This window comes from Paenibacillus sp. LRG-1 (assembly GCF_057220305.1).
In genome coordinates, this window is sequence record NZ_CM170126.1 from 4,597,917 (window position 1) to 4,616,070 (window position 18,154).

Consider the following 18,154-nt stretch of genomic DNA (forward strand, 5'->3'; position numbering starts at 1 on the left):
GACCACTCCTATCTTCTGAAAATAGACTTATTGCTTCAACCATCTTGCCGCATCCTTGGCCGAATAGGTAATAATCATATCTGCACCCGCACGCTTCATGCTTGTCAAAATCTCTAGCACCATTGCTTTTTCATCAATCCAGCCTTGAAGAGCTGCTGCCTTGACCATGGCATATTCACCACTAACGTTGTAAGCCACCATAGGCAGATCAAATTGATCCTTAATCGTGCGCATCACGTCCAGGTAAGAAAGAGAAGGCTTCACCATCAGCATATCCGCACCCTCCAGCACATCAGATTCCGCTTCTCGCAATGCTTCACGTGCATTAGCAGGATCCATCTGATAGGATTTACGGTCACCAAACTGCGGTGCAGAATCAGCAGCTTCCCGGAAAGGACCATAAAAAGCAGACGCATATTTGACGGAATACGACATAATCGGAATATGTGAAAAGCCTTCTAGATCCAGCCCCTGCCGAATCGCCTGTACAAAACCGTCCATCATATTAGATGGCGCGATAATATCCGCACCAGCTCTGGCCTGAGAAACGGCTGTACGTACCAGCACCTTCAGAGATTCATCATTCAATACTTCACCGCATACCTCACCATCATGCTCATGCATGTGTACCATACCGCAGTGTCCATGGTCCGTAAACTCACACAAACAAGTATCAGCCACAACCAGCAGTTCGGGATAACGAGACTTGATCAAACGAGTTGCTTCCTGAACAATACCATCGTCCACAAAAGCCGAAGTCCCTACACTGTCTTTTGTTTCCGGTATGCCAAACAGGAGCACGGCGGGAATGCCAAGCTCACTAATCTCTTTCAGTTCTTCCTCCAGCCGATCCAGAGAAAAACGGTATACACCTGGCATAGAGCTAATTTCCTGTTTCACTCCAGTGCCAAATGTTACGTAAATCGGTTGGATAAAATCAGCGGGATTCAATACCGTCTCACGCACCATACTGCGGATTGCAGCTGACTGGCGCAAACGACGATGTCTAGTAAAAGGAACACTCATGAATACAAACCTCCATTTTTTATACATTCATTAGCAAAAACAAAAAATTATAATGTCATAAGAGTACTTGATCGTTTCCAGTCACATAACGATTGAATCAGACTTTCAATGGTTGCCTTCTCTGACATAAAACTCACAGTCAAACCGGCTTGGGTAGCTGTCTCACCGGTCAAAGGACCGATCACAGCAATCGTAACTCCCTCCAGCAGCGACAACGGATCATGGATCCCCATTTGTCTGAGCGCTTCCAGAAAAAAGGTGACGGTTGAGGAACTCGTAAACGTAATCGCGTGAATGGCACGTTCCTCAAGCAGCTTGAGGAGCTCGTCATCCTGTGTGTTGGCTGCCAGCACCGTTTGATACAAATCAGCCTCGGTCACATGAAGGCCCATCTCCCTCAGCTTTTCTGGCAGCCACGACCGAGCTAGATCACCCCTTGGGAGAAATACATTCTGCCCTGCCTGCAAATCCTGCTCAAACCCTTCGAGCAAGCCCTCTGCCTGAAAAGGGCCTTCGATCTGTTCTGCCGCAATTCCGTGCGTCCGAAGCGCGGCTGCTGTAGCCGGTCCGACTGCGGCAATACGCGCTTTGAACAACGCGCGTACGTCCTTGCCCTGTTCCTTTAAGTGCGTGAAAAAGTATTCCACTCCATTAACGCTGGTAAAAAACACCCAATCATATTCAGGCAGTCGTGCAAATGCCTCTTTAATTTCCTGTTTGGTTGGCTCGTCCGAAGGGGCGACAGTCTGAATAACTGGAAATTCATAAGGCTCGCCACCAAGCTCTTCAATCCGGTGAACCAGACTGCTGGCCTGCGCACGCGCGCGAGTAACTAAAATCCGCTTGCCAAACAAAGGCATGTCCTCAGCCCATTTTAACTGTTCACGTTGATTGACCACTTCTCCGACAACGATGACGGCGGGAGGCTGAAAATTCGCGGCCTTCACCTTAGCTTCAATATCCGCCAGCGTACCCACCAGCGTATCCTGCTCGGCGCGGGTCCCCCAACGGATCAAGGCAACAGGAGTATCTGACGGCTTGCCGTGTTTTATGAGCTGTTCACTGATATAGCCGATCTTTGCTACACCCATCATAAAGATCAGTGTGCCCGTTGCGTTCGTCACTTTATCCCAATGAATACTTTTGTCGAGTTTATCCGGACTTTCATGACCTGTAATGATAGAAAGCGATGAGGCCATATCTCGGTGTGTGACTGGAATGCCCGCATAGGCGGGCACACTGATCGCTGATGTGATGCCGGGTATAATTTCATAGGAAATACCGTGTTTACGCAATAGCCCAGCTTCCTCGCCGACTCGTCCAAATATAGTGGGGTCTCCCCCTTTAAGACGAACAACTGTTTTGCCCTCCAAGGCCAAATCCACCAGCAGCTGATTAATTTCCTCTTGCTTCATGGTGTGACGATCTGGCAACTTGCCGACATATATTTTTTGGGCACCTGGCTTCATCAGTCCCAAGAGGCGTGGGCTTGCCAGCCTGTCGTACACAATGACATCGCCCAATTGAATGCATTCCCAACCCTTGACCGTAATTAATCTTGCGTCTCCGGGTCCTGCACCTACCAAATATACTTTTCCTGCCATGCTATCATCCCCTCACCTGCGCCAGAATCTGTTCCGCTCCTTTGGCTATCAAACTGGCCGCCACCGCTTCTCCCAGCTTTTGCGGATCATTTCCCTGGAGCGTTTCCTTCAAAATAAACTCGCCATCTGGCGATCCTACCATGCCCGTGAGGCTGATTTCTTGACCAGCCCAGACCGCATGAGCCCCGATCGGCACTTGACATCCCCCATTTAACACGCCCAGAAAGGTTCGTTCTGCCGCAACGGTAGCCGAGGTATCCCGGTCGTTGTAAAGGCGCAGCAAGGCCAATAGCTCTTCGTCGCTCGCACGACATTCAATACCCAGCGCTCCCTGCCCAACCGCCGGCAAACAGTCTTCTTCCGGTATATAGGACGTAATTCGCTCTTTCCAGCCCATCCGATGCAAGCCTGCTGCCGCCAAAATGATAGCGTCAAAACCTTCCGTCTCCAGCTTTTTCAGACGGGAATCAATATTACCACGCACAGGCTCCAATTGTAGATCAGGTCGCATGGACTTGATTTGACTGGCTCTGCGCAGGCTGCTCGTGCCCACCTTTGCCCCTTGAGGCAAATCCTCCAGGCTCTTGGCGCCCAATGTGATCAGGCAATCACGTGGATCCTCACGGCGCGGCACAGCGCCGTTGACAAGCCCTTCCGGTAATTCGGAAGGCATATCCTTCATACTATGTACTGCCATATCAATCTCACCAGCCAGCATGGCCTGTTCAATTTCTTTGACAAAAAGCCCTTTGCCACCCACTTTGGACAAGGTTACATCCAATATTCGATCACCCTTGGTCAGGATTTTCTTCACGACAAATTGCAAATCCATTCCATGCTCCGCGCACAGCGCGTTCAAATCTTCAATGACATGCCCGGTCTGAGTTAACGCCAGCGCACTCTGTCTGCTGCCTACCACAATTGTTCGCATGTTATTCCTCCTGATTTTGCGCAATCCATAGGTCTATTTCTTTTTCGGTCCAAGCCATAAATTCATGACGGCGTATTTGATCCAAAATTCCGCTACTCGCCAAGCGCCTCAGTAGTTTGGTCCTTTGCTGTGGAGAACTTATCTTATGTTTGATGATCTGTCGCATATCGTGCATGAAATCCAGATATGGCTCGTATTCGCTACCAAACAACGTATCCAAAGCTGATGTAATATCAGCGGTCACAGCAGGGCCAGCCCCTTCTGTGGAAATACTAATCGTCAATCTTCCTCGTCGAATGATACCCGGCGTTATAAAGTCTCCATCTTCCGATCGATCCGCCACATTTACCAGTATACCCCTTTGTCTGGCCTCATGCGCAACCTCATAATTCACTTCTCTCTGGTTCGTCGCCGCATATACAAGAAAGGCTCCCTGGAGGTCACCCTCGCGATATACGCGATTTACCCAGTGGAGCTGCTTGTGATCCGCCAGAACCTGTAAATCCGGCGTTATATTCGGGCTAATGACGGTAATGAATGCCCCACTTTCCATCATCCCCTTTACCTTTCGTTCCGCAATCCTACCGCCACCTACAACACAACAGATCCTATTCTTACAATTCAACGAAATCGGGACAAAATGCTGCAAAAGGCTTTTCACTCTCCCGTCCACTGATGAAATACAGACCAGGAATTCAGCAAAAAATTAAGAATCAATAGCGTGTAGCCCACCAATGCCCACTTTGCCATCACAAGCCCTGAACGCTGATTCAATCTTTTGCTCACTAAAAATACAATATACACGCACAAGGCAATCGCTGTCATCAGCACCTTGGTATCGAGCAAGAGACGCCAGCGTTCCTCGGCAATAATAGAAATAACGGCAACTACAATAGAGACTCCCAGCAAAGGAGTACCAATCAACAGCGCCATATGCGTATACCGATCCATCATTTCCAGACTCGGCAGGCGCCTGATCGTGTCATTCCATTTCTTTACTTTCAATTTACGATGCAAAAACAGATATAACCCCGAAAATACAGCCGCTACCGTCATTGCTACAAAACCAAGATTAGCCAGCGCAATATGAATCAGGAGCAGCCCATGCACTGTATGCCAATTTCCAAGCGGGTTGTCGAGAGGCTTCATCCATATATTGTTGAGCACTAGCACTGCAAAACTAATAATATTAAGCAGCAATACCGCAAATTCGGATCGCTGATAACGTGTCAGAATCAAAGAAATCAGTACCAAAATAACTGAGAACAGAAATAGAAAATCATAGGTCACGAAAATAGGAAGATGCCCTTCATTCCAGGTTCTTATCCCCATATAAGCAAGCTGGAGCACCAGAACGACAACAAGAAGCCCTGTACCTGTCCGTTTAGCATTCGCATTGCGACGAATCCCATCCGAGAATACAAACAGAAGGCTCAGGGCAAAAACATAAATCATTGAATCATATATAAGCATGCCTGAAGCCACGTCTGTTCACCCACCTTTACAGGCTGGCCGGCGCAAACGACGCTGGCAAAGCCTGAGCCTGAACGGTCTTTTCATGAACACCGGCTTCCGGTTTCATTAACGCAGATGCATCGCTTTTATCTACTTTCTGAGCGGCGTCATCCAAACGATCCTCCAGAGCAAAAATGTGGCTAAACATGTCTAGGGCCTCATTTCCCTGCTTTTGGACAGCCAGTTCCTTTACCCGATTGATCGGATCATGCATCATCTGATTCAGCATACTCTTCGTCAAGCGGCTAATCACTTTGCGTTGCCGTTCATCCAGCTCGGGAAGCTTATTGAACAAGCTTTCCAACGTATCCTGATGTACAGACTCCGCTTTTTCCTGTAATGCACGAATCACCGGACGCACTCCCATCGTTTTCAACCATTGATAAAACTCGCTAAGCTCATCTTCGATCATATGCTCGATTTTTGTAGCTTCGGTACGGCGCATTTCCAAATTGCTCTCCACGATCCCTTCCAGATCATCAATATCGTACAGGAAAACATTCTGTAATTCACCAATAGCCGGGTCGAGATCACGCGGAACCGCAATATCAATCATAAACAAAGGACGGGACTGTCGACGTTTCATACTTGCTTCAACCCGAGTCCGATCCAGAATATAACCCTGGGCACCTGTCGAGCTAATAACAATATCCACATCCGCCAACCGATTCATGCCTTCCTCCATCGTAACCGGCGTTCCATGAAACTTGGAGGCAAGGTCTTCCGCACGGGACAAGGTTCGGTTTGCTACAATAACCTCGGCTGCTCCGCCGCTGTACAAATGCTTAACAGTAAGCTCGCTCATTTTACCAGCACCGAGAATCAGTACCTTTTTATCGGTAAACATCCCGAAAATCCGTTTGCCCAGCTCAACTGCTGCATAGCTGACAGATACGGCACTTTCTCCAATAGACGTCTCCGAATGGGCACGCTTGCCCAATGTGACGGCCTGCTTAAACAACATATTAAACCACGTTGCCGTAATTTTCTGGGATTGAGCCTGAAGAAAAGCGTTCTTTACCTGTCCCAAAATTTGTGTTTCTCCGATTACCATAGAATCAAGACCACAAGTCACACGGAACAAATGCCGAATCGCCTGCTCGTCCTCATATATATATAAATGTTGTGTAAATTGATCACGCGGAATGCCAAACCATTGCTCCATAAAACTGCGTATAAAATAACCGCACATGTGAAGGCGGTCCACCACAACATATATTTCAGTCCGATTGCAGGTTGCGACAACTACGCCTTCCAACACACTTTTGGTAAGTTTGAGTTGTTCCAGCGCTTTTGGCAAATCTTGTTCTGCAAATGTAAAACGCTCTCTGACTTCCACAGGCGCCGTACGATAATTCAACCCAACAACGACGATGTGCATTGCAAATTCACCTGCCTAAACTGTAATAAGAATAACCACTGTTATCATAAACTATGTTAATTATATCACAGAAGTCCGAATCTCCTCCGGCTGTTTTATGAATTGTTTATGAAAATTGGATGGCTTTCATGAACATCTAGCACGTTCTGTATGATTTGATTTAGTGTAAACCACTTTTAAAACAAATAACCATGGAAATGTTCCATGGTTATAATATAGGACGCACAAATGGCTCCATAAAGAACGATTTACACTAACTCGGCCAGCTTGCACTCCGGTGATTCCACCTGAAGTTCTCCCAAGCCGCGAATCAGCTTCTTCGCATATGTTTTTTTCGGTTTTAGAACGGATACCAGGTAATCAATAGCCAGCTGCGGATCGACAGTCTCACCGCAAGTATAACAATCAATAGCGGCAAATCCTCTCTCAGGATACGTATGAATAGAGAGATGACTCTCCGACAACAGTACAAGCACGGTAGCTCCCTGTGGTTCGAATTGCTTGGATTGAACGGACATCACCGTTGCTCCGCAAGCTTCAGCTGCTTCAACTAATTGAGCCTCCAAAAGCTGCGCATCATTCAGCAATTCAAACTCAACACCCCAAGTATCTACGGCAACGTGTCTTCCGAAAGTTGAGTACTCCAATTCCATCTTTCGGTTCCCCCTTCCTAGGAATAAAATGTTTGAAAAAATTTCATCCGCTAGGACCTACGTCATTCACTTCCCGAGGGAATAACCTCTCGCAACATTCAATGTCCTGAGTGAATCCTGGTTCCTATATTCATTTTCAACGAGATTAAAAATAACATCTATGTGCAGCAAATGCAATCATTTTTTTGGAATAAAAAAGCCCCTTTCGGTAAAGAAAGGGACTACACTGCATAACGATTCATTCCATATATTCATGCCTTATTAAGCTTCAAGTGCAAATAATTTCGAGCAACTCATTCGAAGCTTGTGGTCAATCTGTTCCAACTCCGAGAAAGTGCGCGCCAAATTCCGCTGGTCAAGCAACGAATTAATGAGATGATATACGTCTGATATTTCATTTTCGACGTTCTGATGCTGAAAAAGCTGTTGCAGTTCCTGTACCGTATTTTTATATTCAAATACCAGCTTAGAGCCTGCGGCATTCTTCTCCATAATTTTACGAACCGTACCTTCATTATAAAAATACACCATAGTGAATCCTTGATACATTCGGTAAACGATGCCTTCACCCTTAAAACGAACAAAAAGTTTGCGTATAAATAGGGTTAGTTGCGGATGAATTAAGCGGCAAGTCAATTCACACACTAATGCTCCCTCTTTGGCTTCAAAAAACAAATGAACTTCCTCACCCGCACTATGCTCCAGAACGATTTCCTGACTTCCGTTATCCAGAACTTTAATGTGGTAATGCACCTGCGGATCATCCACTGCCCGCAAAAATTCGTCCATTTGAGTTTCCGACAAGGTCAATGTGGTTTTAACATACTCTGTGGCTAACCGCTGAGCCATACCAATCTCCTCAATTCTTTCCTGAACCTATAAGTTTAAGCTTTATGCTTTATGCTTTATTATACATCAGACCTACAGTGCTTTTCTTGCACATCAATCATAAATTTCCGCCATACATCGAAAAAAACAGAAAATAATGAGGTTGAGACTGCATTATCCTCCATATACACTCACTTTTCTGCTTAAAGTCCACGAGTTCCTTTAGTTATTATATATTATTCCTACCATTTTAGTAAGCTTATTTTCCCGAAGCCCGAATCATGAAAAAAGGACGCCCTTAAGGACGTCCCTAGCCTTACAATTCCGTCTGCTCTTCGTCGTCATTCTCTATATAGCTGGAGATGACAGACCACAGCTCTTCCTTGCCCATACCTTCTTCGGATGAAAAGGGGATAAACAATCCCCCGGGAAGTATTCCGAGTTCCTGCTTGATTACTTTATAATGCTTTTCTCGTCGCGTTTTAGGGATTTTATCTGCCTTCGTGCCTACAACACATACGGGAAGCCCATTATGACGCAGCCAATCATACATCATGATATCATCCTTGGACGGCGGATGGCGTAAATCTACCATTTGAAGCACCAGTTTGAGTGGCTCACGCTCCAGCAAATAAGACTCAATCATCTGCCCCCAAGCCTTGCGGGACGTTTTGGATACTTTGGCGTAACCGTAACCGGGAAAATCGACAAAATAAAGATCATCATTAATCCGGTAATAATTGAGTTGCTGGGTTTTACCTGGCGTAGAACTGGTACGCGCCAAATTCTTACGGTTAATCAACCGATTAATCAGTGAAGACTTTCCTACATTGGAGCGCCCCGCCAGAGCAATCTCTGGCAAAGCGTCCACAGGAAACTGATCGGGACCAACCGCACTTATTATAAATTCTGCTTTTGTTACTTTCATTGTGTCCTTAATTCCTCTCTAATGTACCCTTGCCTGCTCAACCAAAGCATGCTTTAGCACCTGATCCATATGGGCAACGGGGACAAATTCAACATCCTGCCGGATACTGTCGGGAATATCCTTCAAATCCCGTTCATTATCTTTGGGAAGCAGAATTTTTTTGTAGCCTGCCCGATGGGCAGCCAGCGACTTCTCTTTCAAACCACCAATCGGCAATACACGACCACGCAGAGTAATTTCGCCCGTCATAGCCACATCTTTGGATACATGACGGTTGGTCAAAGCTGAAATTAATGCGGTAGCAATAGTAATTCCCGCAGATGGGCCATCCTTCGGAATCGCCCCCTCAGGAATATGAATGTGGATATCATTTTTCTCATAAAAGTCCAGTTCAATGCCCAGATCAACTGCTTTCGAACGAGTGTAGCTGAATGCCGCCTGTGCAGATTCCTTCATAACGTCTCCCAGTTTACCCGTAAGAATCAGTTTACCGCTACCAGGTACGACCGTCACTTCAATCATCAATGTTTCACCACCGACTTCTGTCCATGCCAAGCCTGTAACCGTACCGATCTGATCCTCCAGTTCTGCAACACCGTAACGGAATTTAGCGATACCTAGATAATCCTTCAGATTATCCGGTGTGATTTGAATCGGGCCTTCGCCACCAGATACAACTGACTTCGCCGCCTTGCGGCACAGAGAAGCCATTTGCTGCTCAAGATTCCGTACACCGGATTCACGGGTATATTCGCGAATGACACGCAGTAGCGTATCCTCCCCGATAACCAGTTGTTCCTCGTCCAAGCCATGCTCTCTCTTCTGCTTGGGCAATAAATACCGATTGGCGATTTCCAGCTTCTCCAGTTCGGTGTAGCCAGGAATATATAATGTCTCCATGCGGTCCATTAGCGGACGCGGGATGTTGTGCGCAGCATTGGCTGTCGTTACAAACATCACATTGGACAGATCAAACGGCAGCTCGACAAAATGGTCACTGAACGTATTGTTTTGTTCAGGATCAAGCACTTCAAGCAATGCCGCCGATGGATCCCCTCGAAAATCGGAAGCCATTTTATCAATCTCATCCAGCAAAAATACCGGATTAGACGTTCCTGCGGTCTTCATCCCTTGAATGATCCGCCCTGGCATCGCGCCAACATAAGTCCGGCGGTGACCACGGATTTCCGCTTCATCCCGCACACCTCCGAGAGAGATGCGAACAAATTCCCGACCCATGGATTTGGCAATCGAACGGGCCAACGAGGTCTTGCCGACCCCTGGCGGACCTACAAGACACAGAATCGGTCCCTTAATGGTCTTCACTAGCTTACGTACAGCCAAATACTCCAATACACGCTCCTTGGGTTTATCCAGTCCGTAGTGGTCGTTATTGAGTACCTCTTCAGCTTTGACGATATCCAGATCATCATCGGTAAACTTGTTCCATGGCAAGCTTAACAACCAATCAACATAATTACGGATGACGCCACCCTCGGCAGAGCTTGCTGGCATTTTTTCCAGACGGTCGATTTCCTTTTCAACCTTCTCCTTCACCGGAACAGGCAACTCCAGTTCACTTAGCTGGTTGCGTAGTTCTTCAACTTCTCCTGCGCGACCTTCCTTCTCACCAAGTTCCTTCTGAATTGCCTTCATTTGTTCACGCAGATAATACTCCTTCTGCGTCTTTTCCATCTGCTTCTTCACACGCTGGTTGATTTTACGTTCCAGCTCCAGTACTTCACGCTCATTGTTCAAAATATCCAGAAGCTTCTCCAGACGCTGAGTAACGTCGATCGTCTCCAGTATATCCTGCTTTTCCTTAATTTTGAGCGTCAGGTGACTTGTGATCACGTCTGCAAGCCGTCCTGGCTCCTCAATATCGGATACCGCAGCGAGAGTCTCTGGTGTTACCTTTTTGGACAAGTTGATATAATGCTCGAACTGAGTTAATACAGTGCGCATAAGCGCATCCGTCTCAGGCTGTACGTTTTCTGCCTCGTGCAGCTCCTTCGCCATTACCTCGTAATATTCTTCATTGTCCGTATATTGAATAATCTCGGCGCGTTCCAGCCCTTCCACCAATACTCGAATGGTTCCATTAGGAAGCTTGAGCATCTGACGTACCTTGGCTACCGTGCCGACTCGAAAGATGTCCTCTTGTGTGGGTTCTTCAATATTTACTTCTGATTGAGAACACAGGAGAATCAAATTGTCTTCAACCATCGCTTTTTCCAAAGCCTTGACCGATTTTTCCCGGCCCACATCGAGATGCAGAACCATGCTCGGGTAGACCAGAAGCCCTCTTAAAGGCAGCAAAGGAAAACGACGACCTTTTGTCTTGGTGGGTCCCATCGCTTTCGCACCTCCAGTGATTCTCAGGTTCCGGATTTTACAATCCTCACGTTGCTATCTTTCATATTTTATCAAATGTTTTATGAAAAAACCAATGAAAGGGTGGTTTATCAGCAAGATCCTGTATCTGATATCGTCCCGTTATGCGTTCCATCAGCCTGTAACAAGGAAGATTGGGATGGGCGAAAAGTCTCAATTGGCGCATGCACAGGCAAATCCGACGTCATCTCTTCCCCAAACACATGTCGGAACACTTCGGTAACCGACTGTACGGGGATGACTTTTAAACCCTCAATGCTATCAAAAAGAGCTTGCCAGTTATCCTGCGGAATGATCACTTTTTTGGCTCCCGCCTGAAAAGCGGCTTCAACCTTGGCTAATACACCACCAATCGGTTTGACACGACCATGGATGCTAACTTCGCCAGTCATAGCAATTTCATGATCCACCGGAATTCCCCGCATCGCGGAAGCAATAGCTGTTGCCATCGCAATTCCTGCGGACGGGCCATCTACCGGCGTACCCCCGGGGAAATTGATATGCAGGTCGTAATTCGACGGAGCCAATCCGAGCGTACGCAAAACGGTCAGAACATTTTCCACAGAACCTTTAGCCATGCTCTTACGGCGCAGTGTGCGGGACCCACCTCCGATTTCTTCCTCATCCACGACTCCTGTAATATTATAGTTTCCCTTTCCCTCGGGAACCGGAACCGCGGTAACTTCAATTTCCAGCAGCATTCCCATGTTCGGACCGTATACAGCTAAACCATTAACAAATCCGATTTGCGGCAAGCCCGGTATTTTTCGGTCAGGACGCGGCTGAATTTGACTGCTGCCCGCCACCCATTCCACGTCGGAAGCATTGAGACGTTCCCTTTTCTCGGTAAGTGCCAAACCAGCAGCAAGCTGGATCATATTGACCGCCTCCCGACCGTTCGTTGCGTAACGCTGTACAACTTCTACCGCCTCAGGACAAGGACCAAAGCCTAGCTTGTGGACAGCGTCCTCAGCAATACGGGCAATCTCCTGTGGCTGCAAGGCACGGAAATAAATTTCCATGCACCGGGAGCGAATCGCAGGTGGCAGTTCATGCGGCGAACGGGTCGTTGCACCTACCAAACGAAAATCCGCTGGCAAACCGTTTTGGAATATATCGTGGATATAAGCAGGAGTATGCGAATCTTCCGAGTTGTAATATGCACTTTCCAAAAATACCTTGCGATCCTCCAGCACTTTCAACAGTTTATTCATCTGCGTTGGATGCAGCTCACCAATCTCATCAATGAACAGCATACCCCCATGTGCCTTCGTTACAGCTCCAGGCTTAGGCTGCGGTATACCCGCCACCCCCATCGCTCCTGCCCCTTGATAGATTGGATCATGTACTGAACCTATCAGCGGGTCCGCAATACCGCGCTCGTCAAAGCGGGCCGTCGTAGCATCGATCTCCGTGAATTTGGCATCTCCCTTGAACGGGGAGGACAGATTCTTCTTAGCCTCTTCAAGCACTACGCGTGCAGCAGCCGTCTTCCCTACACCAGGCGGGCCATAAATAATGACATGCTGCGGATTCGCACTACATAACGCAGCCTTGAGCGCGCGCAATCCGTCCTTCTGACCCACGATATCCTGTAATGTGGCAGGACGTGTGCGTTCAGCCAATGGTTTAGTAAGTGAAATTGAACGCAATTTGCGTAGCTTATCTAATTCCTTCCGGGATTCTCGATCCACCGCACTACGGTTCGTTTTCTGGCTCCGCAGGAGGTTCCAGAAATACAGACCAATAACAATCCCGAAAAACATTTGCACCAATAACAAAATCATAGTCAAGTCCATCGTATTTCCTCCGTTTCTCATCTCAGCAATTTGAAAAATGCCGCTCTATGAAAAACAGTATTTCCTTTTCCGCGATAGCTAAACGGCGGTTTTCAAAAGATCAGAGAGAAATACAAAAACACCGCGAAGAACAGTTCTGTAGCAGAGCTGCTCTCCACGGCGTATAAATGATGACAATAGATTATGACTATGCCTCTTTATAATAACTGCTTTTGCCTACACCTTCTCGGCGGTATGACGTTCTTCACGTCCAGGGATTTTCCCTGTTTCCTCATATGCCTTGACGATGATATCAATTTCTTTTTTCAATTCCTCGACCATATCAGCCTCAGGTACTTTGCGAATCATTTTTCCATAACGGAACAAAAGGCCTTCACCGCGCGCTCCGGCAATTCCGATATCAGCTTCCTTCGCTTCACCCGGGCCATTCACTGCACAACCCAGTACTGATACTTTAATCGGTACCTTGAGTTTTGCAATGTAGTCTTCTACCTCGTTAGCAATAGAGAACAGATCAATATCCAGACGTCCGCAAGTCGGACAAGAAATCAGTGTAGCTGCGTTTGTGATCAATCCAAACGTCTTGAGCAACTCACGTGCTACCTTCACTTCTTCCACCGGATCGGCGCTGAGCGAAATACGCATTGTGGAGCCGATGCCTGATGCCAGCAAAGCGCCCATACCTGCCGCGCTTTTAACCGTACCCGTAAAGAGTGTCCCAGCTTCGGTAATACCCAGATGGAGCGGATATTTAATAATTTCAGCTGCCTTCGTGTAAGCGGCAATCGCCATAGGAACATCAGACGCCTTCAATGACACGATAATGTCATGGAAATCAAGCTCTTCCAGTATCCCGATATGATACAGTGCGCTTTCTACCATCGCTTCTGGCGTAGGGTAGCCATACTTATCAAGTAAATGCTGTTCCAACGACCCGGCGTTCACACCAATCCGAATTGGAATCCCTTTTTCCTTACATGCCTTAACGACAGCTTCCACTTTTTCACGTCGTCCAATGTTACCTGGATTAATGCGAACCTTATCAATTCCATTTTCAATTGCCCGTAGAGCCAGCTTGTGATTAAAGTGAATATCTGCAACCAGCGGAATATGAATCCGTTTTTTTATTTCCTTAATGGCTGCGGCAGCTTCCTCATTGTTGACGGTAACCCGCACCAGTTGACATCCGGCTTCTTCCAAACGAAGAATCTCGGCTACAGTTGCTTCCACATCTGCTGTTTTGGTTGTACACATGCTTTGGATGATGACTTCATTGCTGCCGCCAATCGTCAGATTCCCGACTTTTACGGGACGTGTGTCTTGTCTTAAGAACATGTACTTTTCTCTCCCATTAACGCCAAACCTCCACCCCCTAAAACCTCATACAGGTTTAGTGAAGTGGAGATCCGGCTTCTCATGTTTTAGAGATCGCGAAGTATCAATCCTTAGGCGCTCTCTTCTTGTTTTTTATCCTTATCTGTACCACCGAGTTCCGGTGCGATTTTATCTTTTACAACCTGCTCATTGATGACGCAAGTAGTGATATCATCACGGGAAGGAACCTCATACATCACATCCAGCATAATGCCTTCAATGATCGCACGAAGACCACGGGCACCCGTGTTACGCTTGATCGCTTCACGGGCAATGGCTTCCAGAGCATCTTGCTTAAACTCCAAAGTAACATTATCCAGTTCAAGCATCTTCTGATACTGCTTGACTAACGCATTTTTCGGCTCAGACAAAATACGAACCAATGTGTTCTCATCAAGCGGCTCCAGCGTAGAAATAACCGGCAAACGTCCTACAAACTCCGGAATCAGACCGAATTTCAAAAGATCCTCAGGCAATACCATTGAAGTATATTCGCCTGGTTTCAGATCTTTTTGTTCGCTAGTAGCGTTAAAGCCGATGACCTTTTTACCGATACGGCGTTTAATCATTTGCTCCAGACCATCAAAGGCACCACCGCAAATGAACAGGATATTCGTGGTGTCAATTTGAATGAACTCTTGATGTGGATGCTTGCGACCGCCTTGCGGAGGCACAGAAGCAACCGTTCCTTCCAAAATTTTAAGCAACGCCTGCTGTACACCTTCACCCGATACGTCACGCGTAATGGACGGGTTTTCGGATTTGCGGGCTACTTTATCAATTTCGTCAATGTAGATAATGCCGCGTTCGGCTTTTTCCACATCATAATCGGCAGCTTGAATCAGTTTCAGCAAAATATTTTCAACGTCTTCACCCACATAACCTGCTTCCGTAAGGGAAGTGGCATCTGCGATAGCAAAAGGAACGTTCAAAATTTTAGCCATGGTTTGCGCAAGCAACGTTTTACCCGAACCTGTAGGTCCAAGCATCAAAATGTTACTTTTTTGCAGTTCCACATCATCAATTTTGTTTTGAGTATTAATACGTTTGTAGTGATTATATACCGCTACAGACAACGATTTTTTCGCTTGATCCTGACCAATGACATATTGGTCCAGAATGTCACGGATTTGCATTGGTTTCGGAATGTCTTTCAGATCTACTTCTTCTTCATGACCCAATTCCTCTTCTACAATCTCCGTGCATAACTCAATGCATTCGTCACATATATATACGCCCGGTCCAGCAACAAGCTTGCGAACCTGATCCTGAGATTTACCGCAGAAAGAACATTTCAATTGTCCTTTTTCATCATTAAATTTAAACATAGAGCCACCCCTTTACAGATTAATCGGTTTAGACAGCACCTGGTCAATGATACCGTATGCTTTTGCCTCTTCCGCTTCCATGAAGAAATCCCGGTCAGTATCACGTTCGATTTTTTCGAGGGGCTGACCCGTACGCTCTACATAGATTTGATTCAGCTTAGCACGTGTTTTGATAATCCAGTCCGCATGAATCAGCATATCGGAGGCTTGCCCCTGAATGCCACCGAGCGGCTGATGGATCATGACTTCACTGTTGGTAAGTGCGTATCTCTTGCCTGGTGCACCCGCTGTTAGCAGCAACGAACCCATACTTGCAGCCATGCCTACACAGATCGTCGATACGTCCGGCTTAATGAATTGCATTGTATCATATATACCCATGCCCGCAGTTACAGAACCGCCTGGCGAGTTAATGTACAAATTAATATCCTTCTCTGGATCTTCCGCAGAAAGGAACAATAGCTGTGCAATGACGAGATTGGCGACATCGTCATCAATCGGGCCACTTAGGAAAATAATACGATCCTTAAGCAACCGCGAGTAAATATCGTAAGATCGTTCTCCTCGATTCGTTTGTTCCACAACCATAGGGACGAGACTCATCACGACCAACCTCTTTTCTTTATTAAAATGAACACCTGTATTCATCCGCTTCCTTATGTCCCATTAAAACGGAAGCAGCAAGCATGAAACGTGAACACCTTACAAAATATTTTAACATGTTCAGAGTCTCGTGTCATATTTGCATGCGCTCATATATGCAGTGCGGGCTGTTTAAAGTACACTCTGCCGAGACCTTCTCATATTTAACCATGTTTCGTATGTATGTGCAAATATACGGTAGTGACTTATGTAAAACAAGAAAACACGACTCACAGCACTTTCCATAAACGACTAAAATTTGGGTTACCAAAGGTAAAAATAAGGCACGTAACTTTCACTACGTGCCTTATCCCTATCTAATTGCTACGTTGCAGCTTGTTACAGCATACTCCGTATATTTATCGTCTGAATTATTCAGCAGCTTCAACTGACGCTTCTACTTCTTTGCTGTTTTCCACCAACAAAGCAATTGTTTTGCGCAGTGAAATTTCTTCTTTCAGGTTAGCGAACGAGCCGTTACCTTCCAGAATGCTGCGGATTTCCTCAACTGAACGTTTGTAAGCTTCAGCCATGTTTTTCAGTTCTTCATCAATTTCCGCTTCGGAAACTTCGATGTTTTCTGCTTTAGCCACTTGCTCCAGCACGAGGTTGTTACGTACGCGCTTCTCAGCATCAGCTTTCATTTGCTCTTCCAGGTCTTCCTTGCTTTGACCAGAGAATCCGAGGAACATTTCAAGGTTCATACCTTGGCTACGCAAACGGTTGTCGAAATCGCGAACCATGTTTTGCACTTCGCTCTTCACCATTGCTTCAGGAATGTCGATTGTTGCATTCTCAGCAACTTTCTCCACTACAGCACCCTCACGGGCTGCTTTAGCTTCGTTTTCCTTACGATCCAACAATTGCTTTTTCAAGTCTTCCTTGAATTCAGCCAGTGTGTCAAATTCGCTTACATCTTTAGCAAATTCATCGTCCAGTTCAGGAAGAACTTTGCGTTTCAGTTCGTGAACTTTCACTTTGAATACCGCTTGTTTGCCAGCGAGGTCAGCAGAATGGTAGTTCTCAGGGAACGTTACTTCAACGTCCTTGGAATCGCCAGTGTGCAAACCAACCACTTGCTCTTCAAAACCAGGGATAAATGTGTTAGAGCCCAGTTCCAAAGAATACTTCTCAGCTTGTCCACCTTCGAACGGTACACCGTCCACGGAACCGTCGAAGTCAATAATAGCTGTATCACCGGATTGAGCAGCATCTTCATCAACGACAACCAATTCAGCATGACGTTGTTGCAGGCGCTCCAGTTCTTGAGCTAATTCTTCGTCGCTTACTTCGAGTTTGCTTACAGGCACTTCTACGCCTTTGTAATCGCCCAAAGTCACTTCAGGTTTAACAGTAACCTTCGCTTTGAACTTGAAAGATTCGCCTTTAGCAAATTGATCAATTTCAACGTCAGGGCTGTCAACCGGGAAGATGTCCGTTTGCTCTACAGCTTGGCTGTAAGCTTCTGGCAACAGGATGTCAATTGCATCCTGGTACAGACTTTCAATACCATAGCGTTTTTCAAAAATAGGACGTGGTACTTTACCTTTACGGAATCCTGGTACACTTACTTGTTTTGCCACTTTATTAAAAGCTTTGTCGAGTGCAGCGGCTACACGATCCGCGTCAACCTCAACTTCAAGAACCCCAAGGTTCTTCTCTATTTTCTCCCAAGTTGCTTTCATTTTATGCTTTCCCCTCCAACAAAATCTTCACTTAGTTTTCATTACAATCAACGCACACAAAATAAC

At 46.4% G+C, this 18,154-nt stretch carries 15 protein-coding genes; all 15 read right to left on the bottom strand.

What is annotated here, in order from left to right; translation table 11 throughout:
• Positions 1–27 precede the first annotated feature (27 nt).
• The 15 genes from hemB to tig all read right to left on the bottom strand — a co-directional run bounded on the left by hemB (position 28) and on the right by tig (position 18,088).
• Positions 28–1,026 (bottom strand): porphobilinogen synthase, encoded by a 999-nt coding sequence (gene hemB, locus ACUUJN_RS20310; RefSeq protein WP_023989962.1) that lies wholly within the window; start codon positions 1,024–1,026, stop codon positions 28–30.
• A gap of 47 nt (positions 1,027–1,073) precedes the next feature.
• Positions 1,074–2,630 carry a uroporphyrinogen-III C-methyltransferase gene (gene cobA / locus ACUUJN_RS20315; RefSeq protein WP_023989963.1) on the bottom strand — a complete coding sequence of 519 codons (1,557 nt, stop codon included), beginning with the start codon at positions 2,628–2,630 and terminating at the stop codon, positions 1,074–1,076.
• 4 nt (positions 2,631–2,634) lie between these two features.
• A complete protein-coding gene (gene hemC / locus ACUUJN_RS20320; protein ID WP_023989964.1) occupies positions 2,635–3,561 on the bottom strand; it encodes a hydroxymethylbilane synthase in 927 nt (308 codons plus the stop codon).
• Between the two features lies 1 nt (position 3,562).
• A complete protein-coding gene (locus ACUUJN_RS20325) occupies positions 3,563–4,210 on the bottom strand; it encodes a precorrin-2 dehydrogenase/sirohydrochlorin ferrochelatase family protein (RefSeq protein ID WP_028541572.1) in 648 nt (215 codons plus the stop codon).
• An 8-nt stretch (positions 4,211–4,218) separates the two neighbouring features.
• Positions 4,219–5,046, bottom strand: coding sequence for a cytochrome c biogenesis protein CcsA (gene ccsA, locus ACUUJN_RS20330; RefSeq protein ID WP_023989966.1), 828 nt, complete (start codon positions 5,044–5,046; stop codon positions 4,219–4,221).
• Between the two features lie 16 nt (positions 5,047–5,062).
• Positions 5,063–6,457 carry a glutamyl-tRNA reductase gene (hemA, locus tag ACUUJN_RS20335; RefSeq protein WP_013311616.1) on the bottom strand — a complete coding sequence of 465 codons (1,395 nt, stop codon included), beginning with the start codon at positions 6,455–6,457 and terminating at the stop codon, positions 5,063–5,065.
• A gap of 248 nt (positions 6,458–6,705) precedes the next feature.
• On the bottom strand, positions 6,706–7,104 hold the full coding sequence (gene speD, locus ACUUJN_RS20340; protein ID WP_053326605.1) for an adenosylmethionine decarboxylase: 399 nt from the start codon (positions 7,102–7,104) through the stop codon (positions 6,706–6,708).
• Between the two features lie 267 nt (positions 7,105–7,371).
• On the bottom strand, positions 7,372–7,959 hold the full coding sequence (locus tag ACUUJN_RS20345; protein WP_023989968.1) for a hypothetical protein: 588 nt from the start codon (positions 7,957–7,959) through the stop codon (positions 7,372–7,374).
• A 295-nt stretch (positions 7,960–8,254) separates the two neighbouring features.
• On the bottom strand, positions 8,255–8,866 hold the full coding sequence (yihA, locus tag ACUUJN_RS20350) for a ribosome biogenesis GTP-binding protein YihA/YsxC (protein ID WP_013311619.1): 612 nt from the start codon (positions 8,864–8,866) through the stop codon (positions 8,255–8,257).
• Between the two features lie 18 nt (positions 8,867–8,884).
• Complete coding sequence (lon, locus tag ACUUJN_RS20355; protein WP_023989969.1) at positions 8,885–11,221, bottom strand: endopeptidase La; 2,337 nt, start codon at positions 11,219–11,221, stop codon at positions 8,885–8,887.
• 110 nt (positions 11,222–11,331) lie between these two features.
• Positions 11,332–13,059 (bottom strand): ATP-dependent protease LonB, encoded by a 1,728-nt coding sequence (gene lonB, locus ACUUJN_RS20360; protein ID WP_076160836.1) that lies wholly within the window; start codon positions 13,057–13,059, stop codon positions 11,332–11,334.
• A 216-nt stretch (positions 13,060–13,275) separates the two neighbouring features.
• Positions 13,276–14,394 (bottom strand): flavodoxin-dependent (E)-4-hydroxy-3-methylbut-2-enyl-diphosphate synthase, encoded by a 1,119-nt coding sequence (gene ispG / locus ACUUJN_RS20365; RefSeq protein ID WP_484668866.1) that lies wholly within the window; start codon positions 14,392–14,394, stop codon positions 13,276–13,278.
• Between the two features lie 110 nt (positions 14,395–14,504).
• The gene (clpX, locus tag ACUUJN_RS20370; RefSeq protein ID WP_023989972.1) at positions 14,505–15,761 is read right to left on the bottom strand and encodes an ATP-dependent protease ATP-binding subunit ClpX; all 1,257 of its coding nucleotides are present in this window, start codon (positions 15,759–15,761) and stop codon (positions 14,505–14,507) included.
• Positions 15,762–15,773: 12 nt separating this feature from the next.
• Positions 15,774–16,364 carry an ATP-dependent Clp endopeptidase proteolytic subunit ClpP gene (gene clpP, locus ACUUJN_RS20375; RefSeq protein WP_016324659.1) on the bottom strand — a complete coding sequence of 197 codons (591 nt, stop codon included), beginning with the start codon at positions 16,362–16,364 and terminating at the stop codon, positions 15,774–15,776.
• A gap of 410 nt (positions 16,365–16,774) precedes the next feature.
• Positions 16,775–18,088, bottom strand: a complete 1,314-nt coding sequence (gene tig, locus ACUUJN_RS20380; protein ID WP_250240113.1) for a trigger factor — start codon at positions 18,086–18,088, stop codon at positions 16,775–16,777.
• Between the last annotated feature and the right edge of the window lie 66 nt (positions 18,089–18,154).